Origin of the sequence: Chryseobacterium sp. NRRL B-14798, from assembly GCF_050470705.1 — a bacterium.
Lineage (GTDB): Bacteria > Bacteroidota > Bacteroidia > Flavobacteriales > Weeksellaceae > Chryseobacterium > Chryseobacterium cupriresistens.
In genome coordinates this window covers 1654352-1667179 of record NZ_JBFLUL010000005.1, presented here as the reverse complement: position 1 = coordinate 1667179, position 12828 = coordinate 1654352, and the positions used below count along the sequence as shown (strand labels likewise).

Annotated in this window: 7 protein-coding genes; 4 read left to right on the top strand and 3 right to left on the bottom strand. The window is 38.0% G+C overall.

Going from position 1 to position 12828, the window contains the following annotated elements; all coding sequences use genetic code 11:
- The first annotated feature begins 1 nt into the window (after position 1).
- From AB1278_RS07885 to AB1278_RS07875, 3 genes are all read left to right on the top strand, one after another.
- Complete coding sequence (locus tag AB1278_RS07885; protein WP_429813523.1) at positions 2–1129, top strand: DNA cytosine methyltransferase; 1128 nt, start codon at positions 2–4, stop codon at positions 1127–1129.
- A gap of 35 nt (positions 1130–1164) precedes the next feature.
- Positions 1165–1584: a very short patch repair endonuclease gene (locus tag AB1278_RS07880; RefSeq protein ID WP_429813520.1), complete on the top strand. Its 420-nt coding sequence runs from the start codon at positions 1165–1167 to the stop codon at positions 1582–1584.
- Between the two features lie 525 nt (positions 1585–2109).
- Positions 2110–3369 (top strand): hypothetical protein, encoded by a 1260-nt coding sequence (locus tag AB1278_RS07875; RefSeq protein ID WP_429813517.1) that lies wholly within the window; start codon positions 2110–2112, stop codon positions 3367–3369.
- A gap of 114 nt (positions 3370–3483) precedes the next feature.
- Here the strand turns inward: AB1278_RS07875 and AB1278_RS07870 are convergent, their stop codons facing one another.
- The 3 genes from AB1278_RS07870 to AB1278_RS07860 form a co-directional block, all read right to left on the bottom strand.
- Entirely contained in the window at positions 3484–4182 is a 699-nt protein-coding gene (locus AB1278_RS07870; protein WP_343639235.1) for a DUF1826 domain-containing protein, read from the bottom strand.
- Positions 4183–4329: 147 nt separating this feature from the next.
- The gene (locus AB1278_RS07865) at positions 4330–6192 is read right to left on the bottom strand and encodes a T9SS type A sorting domain-containing protein (RefSeq protein WP_429813514.1); all 1863 of its coding nucleotides are present in this window, start codon (positions 6190–6192) and stop codon (positions 4330–4332) included.
- A gap of 70 nt (positions 6193–6262) precedes the next feature.
- Positions 6263–11155 (bottom strand): PKD domain-containing protein, encoded by a 4893-nt coding sequence (locus tag AB1278_RS07860; RefSeq protein WP_429813511.1) that lies wholly within the window; start codon positions 11153–11155, stop codon positions 6263–6265.
- A 535-nt stretch (positions 11156–11690) separates the two neighbouring features.
- On the opposite strand from AB1278_RS07860, the gene glsA reads away from it, so the two are divergent.
- Complete coding sequence (gene glsA, locus AB1278_RS07855) at positions 11691–12704, top strand: glutaminase A (RefSeq protein WP_429813508.1); 1014 nt, start codon at positions 11691–11693, stop codon at positions 12702–12704.
- Positions 12705–12828: the final 124 nt, after the last annotated feature.

The following is a 12828-nucleotide window of genomic DNA, read 5'->3' as shown; positions in this document are numbered from 1 at the left end:
TATGTTTAAAGAGACAACTAAAATACCTGTTCTTTCTTTTTATTCTGGTGGAGGTTTTCTGGATATGGGTTTTGAACAAGCTGGTTTTGAGATTGTATGGTCTAATGAGTTTGATGATATTTTTGCAAAATTACATGCGGCTGGTATTACTTCTTGGAGAAAATCTAATGGCAATGATATTAAAGCGGAAATTTTTAATACTAAATCTATTACAGAAATTAGTTCAGAAGAAATAATTTCAGAAGCGTTTCCTAATGGAAAACCTGAACATTTTGGAATGATTGGTGGACCGCCATGTCAAGATTTCACTTTGAACGGAAATTTGCAAGGTTTTAATGGAGAAAGAGGTAAACTTACTGTTGTTTACTTTGATAAAATTTTAGAATTAAAACCAACCTTTTTTGTAATGGAAAATGTAACTGGTTTAATGAAAAGAAAAGAAACAAAAGAGTATCTGCAAAAGCTTTTAAAACGAGTTGAGAAAGAATATTACGTTGATCACGAAAAATTAAATTCTTTGAATCATGGCGTTCCGCAACATAGGGAACGTGTTTTTTTTGTTGGTATTAGAAAAGATTGCCTTAGCAAAAAAGCAATTGCAAAAACACCTTTTGGAAAATGGTTTCCTTTTCCTGTAAATGAAAAATATCATAATGCAGCAACAAAATACAATTGGGGAAAACAAGTTCCATTTGGAAAATTATTGAAAAAACCGGAAAATGTGCCTTTTGAATTATGTGTAGAAAGTTGTTTAGTTCCAAAACATAAGTTAAATACAATTCCAAATGCAAATGAGATTTTTACTTTGTACAAATCTGTAAACGAATTAGAGCAAATTGAAGAAGGCGAAACAAACCGACCTTCTTTCAAACGACTTCATCGTTTTAGATATAGTCCAACAGCTTGTTATGGAAATAATGAAGTGCATCTACATCCATATATGCATAGGCGCTTATCGGTTCGAGAAGCATTAAGAATACAAGGTGTCCCAGATACTTATATTTTGCCTGTAGAATTACCTTTATCTAAAAAATTTAAAATGATTGGAAATGGCGTTCCTGTACCTTTAGCAAAAGCTATTGCAATTGGATTGTATGATTTTATAGTAAAAAGCAAAGTAATCCTATAGAATAAGTAGTAAATTTACAATAAAATCATAAAAGAATGGATATCTGGTCAAAAGAAAAACGTAGTGAAGTGATGAGTAAAATCAGAGGGAAGAATACTAAACCGGAAATGATTTTACGTTCACAACTTTTCATGAAAGGGTTTAGATTCAGAATTCACAAAAAGGATTTACCAGGAAAACCAGATATCGTTTTACCCAAATATAAAACAGTAATCTTTGTTCATGGCTGTTTTTGGCATTATCATAAGGATTGCAGAGAAGGAAGAATTCCCGCTACAAATTCTAAATTTTGGGAAGAAAAACTTTCGAAGAATATTGATAGAGATGAGAAGTATATAAAAGAATTGCAACAATTAGGTTGGAAAGTTATAGTAATTTGGGAATGTGAAATTGAAAAGAATATAAAAGATACTTTAGAAAAATTGATTGTTAATATTAAAAATGACAATGAATAAAGTCTTTACACTATATTTTACTTTCTTTGAAATGAATGTAAAATTCATTCATCCTTTTTGTTGATGCTAATGGAAGTCTATAACAGATATTAATAACAGTAGCAGTATAAGATCTTTGAATTTCTGCAAATTAAAAGCATTGTAAAAAAAGTCAAGAAGATTTCAAGGTATAGTTGTGGGTGAAACTTTACTTAAATGATTTGCGGAATAAAGGTTTACACTGACAGTATATCAATTCAAAATTTTGTTTGGATTTTTTTTGAACTATAATATTCCATTATTTATTGATGTTTTGCTACATATTTGTTACTATGCATTTGCAAACTATTATTAGTACAATATTTTACACTTTCTGTATCGAGAAGTAAATTCTATCACCACTCAAAAATTTCAAATCCAAAAATAAAAGACAGCCCTTCCAAGGCTGTTTTTCATTTATTAAGCTCTTCAACTTTAAAAAAATAGCGAAAAAGGGTAATGTTTTGATATTGGTCTGCGGGGGTACCTTTATCAAAAATAAGTATCATGAACGCAATTATTAAAAAACTATCCATTTTAAGTGTGCTGATTTCACTGATGAGTTTCTGTTCCCTTGTGTTTGCTCAGGTTTATCCAATCGGACAGATGTTTTTGACTACTTATGGTCAGTCTTTTACGATGTATAATACAGGGGTGATTGTTCAGGATGGCAATCCGGGAAATGCAGGCCAGGCCGTATATGATCAGACCGGAATTAATTATCTGCGCTTACCGTCTGCCGTTCCTTATCAAAAGGCTTTTTTTCTGGATTTTAATAAAAATATTATAGAGCTGGATTACAGATATGGATACCGTGTCGTGGGTTATTCCAATATTCCTGTTCCTCCTCCACCGGTTATGTATCTGCCAAAGCCTACGTACGATCATCAGATAGGAATTGAAACCGCTGACGGATTAAGACCTTTGCCTACGCAGATTATTGACGAGCAAAAACCTTATGGAGATGTGATGATGACCAGTGAGCAGAATGCCGTGGACTGTTATAAGAATTCTTTGAATTTTGACGGATCATTAAACCAGTTGAAATTCGGGGACTGTATGGTAACGAATATGGCAGGACAGAAAGAACTTGAAATTTATAAATGTGCCAAAAATTCAGCAACCATGGAGGAACAAAGCCTTTGTATGCTCAGTATTTTAGGCGGTTCAAAAGAAAAACAGATTACCCGGGATATGATGAAGTGCTATAAAGAATATGGCGGCAATTATGAAATGTATCCTCTTTGTTTTGCTGATAAAGTCAATGATCCTGAACTCAAGCAATTAGTTTCCTGCTTTAAAGACCAGGCCAACAGTGGAGAAATATCTTTTATGGGAACTGCCGTGTGTTATGGAGCAGGTAAGCTTAATCTGAATACAGAAGCTCAAATAGCCGTGGAATGTGCGGTAAGCACCGGAGGCCAGCCGTATGCATTTGCAGGATGTGCGGGAGGCCAACTTACCTACCGAGAATTAAATAAGTGTTTAACAAACGGAGTTGGTGGTGACAACGGCTGTTTTGGAAAAAATAATACGATTGTTAAAGGATTAAACCAGATTGGAGACGCTTTAAAAGGTCAGTTTGGTCCTAATAACGATATCGTCAAAACATGGAATACGACCGTTCATGATTTACAATACGGTCCCGGAAAAAATCATGAAGCGGTGAAAGTGGTTAGAAACATAAGCAACGAACTGGGAAAAGCGGGAACTAATGTAGCTAAAGAAATAAAAAAGGTAGTGCCCAAAATAAAAATAAAATGGTAAAGCTGATCTTCTGAAAATAAATAACTGATATGTAACCCGGTCTATCAACGATGAAATCCAATATCCTGAAGATGTTGGATTTTTCATGACATCATGATTTCGATGCAAATTGAATTAACAAATCAGGAGAAGCCTGTATTCACCATCATTTTCCACAGGTGCCCTGTGAACACAAGGCAAAGCGGATTGCTCAGGATGATCTACTGCAATACGCCAAAGATGGCCAATTCCTAAATTGACAGGCTCTGCATCGGGCTTAGGATGATAATGAAGATCAAAGAAATACTCTTTCAGGAAGTCTTCAAATTCGTCTTCAGTGCCATCATGTAATTTTTTGAGCTGTTCCCGGACTTCAGGAATTACAATTTTCTGTTCCACCTGATCATTAGCTATGATATCACTTGCCGTTCCGTGATAAGTGCATAGAAAAGTATCTGTTGCAACAGGCGAACGGTCAACATGATACGAGTATACATCCGTTGAAATAAAACCGAGTTCTTCGTCCCGCTCATAATTTTTAAGCAAATTAAGAACCGGGGAAGCTCCGAAATCTGTTAATAACTGCAGGTCATTTAAAATAATTTCTCTCGCCATACTTCCCTCTTCTGACAATTCCAATGCTAAAAGATCTTCGCCGGAAACTTCTGTAATATCATCTTTCAGCTGAAGCTTTGTGACAATTTCTTTAAAGTCACCCACTAAATTCCTATGCCAGCAAATGGCATTCATAACGCCTTGAAAACGGGTATTGACAAGTTCAGAAAAAGAAGAAACCACCTCAATTTGATCATGGCCGGAAAATGCAGTGCTCATAGGTTGGAATAAACAGTTTAGCTGCTTAATTCTGTACAAAAATACGGAATAGGTTTTCAATCGCATAAGATGAAGGCTAAAAAAAACAGCATCCTTTTTAAAGAATGCTGTTTATATATAAGGTTATTAATTTTCAGTTTTGTTTTTTTACTTCTTCAGTATCTTTTCTGTTACTGTTGAAGATTTTGTTTTAAGTTTAATATAATATACCCCTGTCTGAAGAGAAGATAATACGATCTGTTCCTGCATCATAGTCAAAGTTCCCTGTTTTAACAGTTGTCCCGTAGTTCCAAAGATTTCATAAGAAACCAAAGGCTCTTTGCTCCTGACGGTAAGCACATCCTGAACCGGATTCGGGAATAATTGAATTCCTGCCTGTACGGCTGTTTCCTCTACCGACATCTGGCTGCATGCTGACTTGGAATATTTTGTAATGAAAGACTGGGATTTTCCTCCCGTCACATTTACTGTCATGGTATTGACATTATCATTGGAATCTGTAAAGAGCTGGTCATGAAAAAGACCTCCCAGTACATAGTTTCCATCTTTATCTACAGCAATGGCTGTAAATTCATCCTGAACCTGAAAATTACTATGAATTTCTCCGGTTCCAATTACTGCACCCGTATCTTTATTGAAACGTACTAGCAAAGGATCTGATAAATCTGAATTAGGACGTGTCATTGAAAAGCTTCCCCAAATCTCATTCCAGCTTCCTTTGGCGAAGGCCAGTTCATTTCCGTTCAGTGCCAGCTTTCCTTTCATGAAACGGTACGCAGAAAAGCTTGTAAGCCCATCCGGAACTTTTGCCCATTGTACGGCTCCATCAGCATTCAGTTTCATCACAAAAGGAGTCTGTCCCTGATAATTTTGTACAGGAAAAGAATAGTTTCCGAAAGTGGTAGGAACTGTTCCTGAAAAATAACGTCCGGAAATATAAATATCCGAAGAACCTGAACCTTTGATTACGGAATGAATTTCATCATCCATAAATGCCGGTAAGCTATTGTCAAATTCTTTTCTCCATAATTCAGCTCCGGTACTTCCGTTAAACGCAAGTATATAGGCATTTTTTGTAAAAGGAATATTATTGTACGAAAGACTTTCCATAGTACTGCTGTAGTTTCCTACCATTCTTTTTCCTGCCAGATAATATCTGTTTAAGCTTTCATCGTACAGCAGATTTACTTTACCATCAGTTCCTCCTGCAGTTAATCCTCCGCTTATAGGAAGCAACAGTGGCGTTGCAGGTGTCATACTCCCGTTATCATAGTTGAATTTAACCAGATAGTACTGAAAGGAGGTAGTGAAGGTTGAAGGCACGGTAATTAAACCATTTAAATGATTTCCTGCTCTGAAACCCATAACAGCATGAATATTTTTGGATGAATCCATATACATCATCTGAACATCACAGCGTCTGCTGAGATAACTCACATCTCCCTGCAAAGCTTTACTCCAATCCAATGTTCCGTCAGAAGTTTTATATTTAAGCAGATATGCCGCTTTATGCGCCGGTTCTACTGTCTGATCATAATACGTATACAAAGGCATGGTGTGAGTAGCATCAAAATGCATAGGAAGAGCGGTAGGATCGCCGCTGTAAGAATTATTATAAAGAGTAGCCATTACATATAAACCACCATTATTATCCACTTCAATATGCCAGGCATTTTCACCATCTTCTGATCCGCCAATAACGGTAGACCACAGTGCATTACCCTGACAATCCGTAGCAAACAAAATAAGATCACGTAGTCCATAATTAGGTACAGCTACCCCATTCAGATTCTGGCCTCCATTCCATACACTTGCGAGATAATAGGTGTTGTTATTATTATCTACAACAATATCCCGTATAGATTCATCAAATTGGTAATTAAACCCCGGATCGGCAGAACCGGATTGGCCGCCAGCCTGTTTTGCCCATTGCCACTGGTAAGTCTGGCTAAAAGATAATACCGGCAACATCAATAGTAATCCCCAAAGCTTGTTTTTTAGTTGTATCATATAAATTCATTTAATTATCACATACTATAAAAAACAGTGCTCTCCGAAGAGAACACTGATTTATAAGTCACTAATTTTTAATTAGTTTCCCTTGTAATGATGTATCTCCCGTCTGTACAATAACGATATAAACGCCTTGCAGCCAGCTGGAAACTTCCACGTCTACCTCTCCGGAAGCCGCTTTCACTTCTTTACGGAATTTGACATTGCCCATGGCATCAAAAACTGTAATCTGTTTTGCCAATAACTTTTCGTTACCTGTATTGTATGAGATTTTCACTTTTTCCTTCGCAGGATTTGGTATCATTTTCAGAGAAGAAACAGCAGCAGCGGTAACACTTCTTGATGCACTTCTCATGCCTATCCATTCCGGATCTACCGCTTTGGTACTAAACTTACATGTCTCATTATAGAATAAAACCTCGTCTGTACCCTGGAAGTTTGGATTTGGATAGAAAGCTAACGGATTAGCATTCAAATCATACACTCCTCCTGCAGGAATGGTAATAATAGACGGAATATAAGTTCCGTATCCGTTAACACTTGAAACATTAAGACTTATTGGCTGTCCTCCGGCATTGTGAATAATACCAGAAACAGAGTAATGGTCTCCTACCCACTTCATTGGTTTAATATCTCCTTCAATCTTACAATCTGTTTCGTATCCACAATCTTTACCTGGATAGTAATTCATGGTTCCTGATGTATACTGACATCCTAAGTGATTTACCTGTAATTGGTATGTACCAGGAGAGCCGATATATAACGGGAAGATAAAGTTATTGTTCCCGGTTTGAATACTGTTTCCGAACAACATCCAGTCATGATGATCAAATACCCCTTTTGGTCCTATAATGTAATTCTTCTCTCTGAGACATTCATCATAGCATCCTGTAGGGAATACCCACATCAGGCTTTCAAGGCTTAATGGTACTTCTACAGAGCTGGATACTTTACAACCGCTTGGCGCAGTATAAGTAACCTGGAATACACCACCTTCATTGACTGTAATTGTCTGACCAGACATTCCATTACTCCAGTTATAATTTCCTGTAGATGGTCCTGATGCAGTTAACTGAATTTTATAAGGCTGGCAGCTCACCAAACTATACGTTGCCGTAATAGATGATGGCGGATTACTTACCGTAAGGGTAAAGTTTTTAGAGCTTACACATCCTGATGTACCCGGAGTTCTTACCTCAAGAGTATATACATAGGTACCTGCAGCTAATGATCCTGTATTAAGAGTGATCGGATAAGGAGCAGAAGTCCATGGTATAACTACTGAACCTGCTTTCTTCCATTGGTATTCTAATGTATTATCTGTTACAAGACCAGTCAGTATGGTAGAAGATCCTGCACAGATAGTAGCTTTACCGGAAATATTTACATATGGAGCATTTTTAACCGTTACTGTTGCAGGTTTAGTACTCATGATGCTTGTTTTACAACCATCAGGTGATACCAATACCGGCCAGTAAGTTCCCGACTGAGTAGGCGTGAATGTCATTGAATTTGGAGCTCCAGGCACCGGCTGTGAACCATTCATCCAGATATACTGGCTGGCAGTTCCTACCGAACCATTAAATACAAGTGTAGGAACAGATCCTGCACAGGCAACTACGTTAACAGGTGAAATATTACCATCAATGGAAGCTTCATTCACGCTAATGTTTGCAATTGGTGAAATATATACACATCCGTTAGGAGTAGTTACTTTTAGCTGTATTGTCTTGGCACCACTTGTATTATAGGTAACCGTAGCAGTTGCTCCCGAAGCTACATACGCTGTACCATCAAAAAGCCATGTGTAGGTATTAGCCGAGTTGTATCCCGGTGCAGTGAATGTAATAGGTTCACGTACACATAGCCATGCCGGAACCAGGAAGCTGGTACTAGGAACCGGAGCTAATGTGATCGTCTGTGTAGTGGTACACGCTGGTTTCCCTGGCGCAGACATTGTCATGGTGAAGGTATAAGTACCTGGCGCAAGGTTGTTATAAGTAGCCGTCTGTCCTGTTTGAGTTGGCTGACCCGGGCTGGTGAAAGTATACGTAATAGATGACTGGTTAATCTCAAATATAGTAGAACTGTTAAACAGAGTCACGTTATATCCGCCTCCGCTGCATACCGTGCTTACACTGAATTTAGGTTCATAGTTCTTTCTTACTTCTACTGCTTTGCTGTACCAGCATGAACCATATCTTAAACGTACAAAAACAATATGTGCTCCTGCAAGTGTAGTCTGATACGTTGCTGTAGGCTGTCCCTGAGGAGAAGTTAAAGTAAGTACGTTGTCTGATGACCATTCTATCTGATCAGGAGTTCCGTTATACGTTAACCCTGATGTTGAAATTGTATTACAACCTGACCAAGTAGCTGTAAAGTTGATCTGAGGATCTGTATTACAAGTTCCGCTGCTTGGGCAAAGCTGGCTCACATTAATATTCTGTGAAGAAACCACACAACCATTAATATCTACAGCCTGTACTCTATAAGTTCCAAAAGCACCTGCACCGCCTATGGTGTATGAGTTGGTTGTAGCACCTGATATAGGTGAATTGTTTTGGAACCACTGCCAGGAAGTAATATTGGTAAGTCCTGTAGAACTATTTGCCGTAAGCGTATACGGTGTCATTGTTGTAGGATCACATACCAGGATATTATATACCGGAGAAACTGTAATAATAGTTTCAGGATAGATTGTAAAGTTTGCGCTTGCAGTAGGCTTATAGTTACATCCGTTAGTTCCTGTATAAGTTACTGTAACCGTTTGAGAAACGTTACTTCCTGATCCGTTTTGAATATATCCGTTATTAGGGAAGCTGTAATTTCCTGATGGATTATAAGTGGTATTATAGGTATTTCCGTTTGCAAAAGTGAAAGTTACACCCGTTGCTGAAGTGATTGATCCCTGATTAACAGAGAATGTAAGGTTGGAACCTAAACAGATTCCTCCAACATTTGTGAAGCTTACCACAGGAAGCGGTAATAAAGATACCGGAACACTGATGATTTTTGTAACTCCACATTTTACAACTCTCAGGTTCAGCATAGTGCTGCTTGTTGTAGAGATTTCGTTGAAGTTGACAGTAATGTTACTGGTACCCTGTCCCCCTACAACACTTCCGAAGTTAGGACTTCCGAATGTCCATTCCATAAAATCAGGAACAATACCGTTCAGATTTGCAGTAAATGTCTGTGTGCTGCTCGGACAGAAAGGTCCGCCCGGATTAGGATTAACCGTAATGGTATTAAGGTCTAACGGCGCTACACTGAACGAAATCGGAGCAGAAAGACATCCTGCATTACTCATCGATTTATTCTGTGCAGATACTGAATAGGATGAAGCACCCGTATTAAAGATAACCGTTACAGAAGATCCTGCATTACTACCCTGGATTGTTCCGTTAGTAACACTCCAAACCGGAACCATTCCCGGATCCACTGAACTGATGGTATACACATAAGGTTTTCCAGGACATACTTTTGTCTCACCTGAAATAGTTCCTGTAGGGGGCTGCGGAATTGGTAATACCTTAATAATTCTTGGGTTACTTTCACAATCTCCTCCTTGCTTCACAGCAACGATAGTATAGGTTCCCGCGGTGTTAAAAGTATAGCTGAATGGCCCGGATACTACTCCCGAAGTCACAGTAGAGCCTCCGGTAGTTACTTTCCAGATAACAGGTACATTAGGGGTAGCTGTAAATGTCTGGCTTGTTCCCGCACAGATCTCATCCGTACCGCCGCTTATCGTTACAGGCTGTTCAACAGTGATATCAATTGAGGCATTTCCTTCACAAGCTAATAAAGTATTGTAGTAGGTGGCCTCAAGGTGATATGTTCCGGGCTGAGTAGCCGAGAAAACAATTTCATTTCTCTGCTGGGTATTAACCAGCAGCCCTGTTCCAGGCCCGGATACATTCCAGTTAACTTTTGTCGTAGGCCATTGAGGAATAGAATAGGTATATTGCTTTCCGGCGCATACTTTATCCTGTCCTTTAACTTTTGCATTCTTTAAAATCACTGGGATTTTAACTGTAGTCCATTCAGGGCAGGCACATTCAGACATATACATGACATACCCGAAACCGTCCAGAGGATCCACCTGATCCCAAACTACTTCAATTTCGTTACCGTTATTGTTTATAATGTTTCCACCAATAACTTTCCATTGTCCTTTGTTACACCCATCCTGAGCATTGTATTTCTCAGTACTTCCTTCACATACTACAGAAGCACAATTGATCTGTACAGGATAAGATTTTACTACCTTGATTTCCTTTCTGTACTTGCTCTGGCATCCGCACTTATTGGTTACGGTAAGCTGAATGGTATAATTACCGGGATTAGTGTAGACATGAGACGGTTCAAAAGCTGTGGAAGTGGAAGTAGTTCCATCTCCGAACTGCCAGAAATAATTGACAATATCTGACCCTCCGTTTTGTTCGGAAAGGTTATCAAAATACACCGTTGTATTATTACATACCGTGTAATCCAGATTAAGCAATTCAAACTTAGCAATAGGTCTGTTGATTTTTTCAATACAGATGGTCTGTGTTTCCACAGTTCCGTCGTTGTATGTGATAACAGCCTGTAAAGATCCATTACCGGCGGCACCCCACGTAACATACGCCAAGGTATTTCCGGTTCCGGAAATTGTGGCAGTTCCTCCCGAAACTGACCATTGTACATTAGAAACGTTGGATCCCTGAACCAGATATTTGACAGGGTCTATTGACTTCTCGCAGACGCGGAGGCACTGCGAAGAATTGATGTAGGAACTGGCGATACCGTTGTCAGGGATCTGACCTTCTTTTTCGCCGCGGAATTCCTGGCATCCGACCTCTTCGGTCCATGTAATTTGAGCTTGTGCTTGCAGTACCCACGGTACCAGAAGCCAACATAGCAGGAGCCATCTGAAGACGTGCTGCCTGCCAAAGTAGGTGTTGTTTTTCATAGTTATTAAAAAAGTGTTATTAATTTTTTGTCAAATTAATAAAAATAATAATACAAAAATCATTTAATCGTGAAAAAATAACATTATTTCACAACTGAATTTCAACAATATAAACAAATTCGTGATTATATACTATTTCACCAACACATTAGTTATGTAAAAAAATCCCTGTGCTCCGGCCTATTTAAGCGCTCCAACCCCATTTTAACAGAATAAAATCATTTATTTTAGCGTATTAAAACCCAAAACAAACAACAAAAAAGTAAATAAAATTAATTTTTTACTTCAAAATAATAATTTAAATTAAAATTAATCACATATACAAAACAGGTAAAACAACAAAATTTTATCCATTTCTTTTCTTAAAAAATTTCTCATGTAATCCGGCAATTTATTCTTCTTCTATAAGCATCACCTATGCCCACCTGCATCGATATTCGTAACTACGATAATGAGAATTGCTGGCAAGATTAAAATACTTTATCTTTGTTTTTCAAGGCTTATCATCAACATTATATTTGAATATACCTTCCCTATGAAAAACAACAGCTTTTTATTCTCTGCTAAAGGAATCTGTACAGCAGCTTTTATTTCCTTAAACACAATTGTTTATGCTCAGAAAACCGCAGATATCTCAACCATTTCGGACAAAACACTAAACAGCATCCTGGAGAAGAACAGAGCTTATTACAGCCAGGGAAAAGTAGCTGATTATATTCCTGAACTGGGAAAAATGGACGCTAAAGCAATAGCCTTTTCAGTGGTAGACAAAAATGGGAAAGTATTCAATGCCGGAGATATCAATAAAAAATTCACCATGCAGAGCATTTCCAAAATCATATCGTTAATGGTGGTTGTCAATGAAAAAGGAGAAACCAATATCTTTGAAAAAATGGGATATTTCGGTTCCGATAAACCTTTCAACCATTTTTCCAACCTTGAAACTACAGGAAAACCGCTTAATCCTATGATGAATGCAGGGGCAATTCTTACTACTTCATTAATTTCCGGTGACGGAGAAAAACCATTCCTGAAAATACTGGATATGGTAAGATATATTACTAAAAATCCATCCATAGATTACAACAAATCAGTTTACGAATCTGAAAAATCAACAGGACACCGCAACCGTGGAATGTTTTATATTATGAAAAACAGCGGACTGATTTCGGGAAATGAAGACCAGCTGGACAACTATTTCAAGCAGTGTTCCATTGAACTTACCGCTGAGGATCTTGCTAAAATAGGTTATTTCTTTGCCAACCAGTGCGTAAGATTCGACGGAGATACCACTTTTAAAAATGCCGATATGGCCAAACTGATAGAATCACAAATGCTGACTGCCGGAATGTATGAGTTCAGCGGTGAATATTCCAGAATGGTAGGACTGCCAAGCAAATCCGGTGTAGGAGGCGGAATTACCGTAAGTGTTCCGGGAAAAATGGGAATCGGAGTATTCAGTCCTGCTTTAGACCAGCATGGAAATTCTCTGGCCGGCTATCATATGATTTTAGATCTGGCCAAACAGTATGGATTAAGTATCTTTTAGTTTTTTAAACCAACAACAACTCACCTGCAATCCTGCTCACTGAAAGGAATTTTACTTCAATGATCCCACAAAGCATGCCAATGGCTTATTAACAAAAACAACAACAATCGACACATAAGAAACA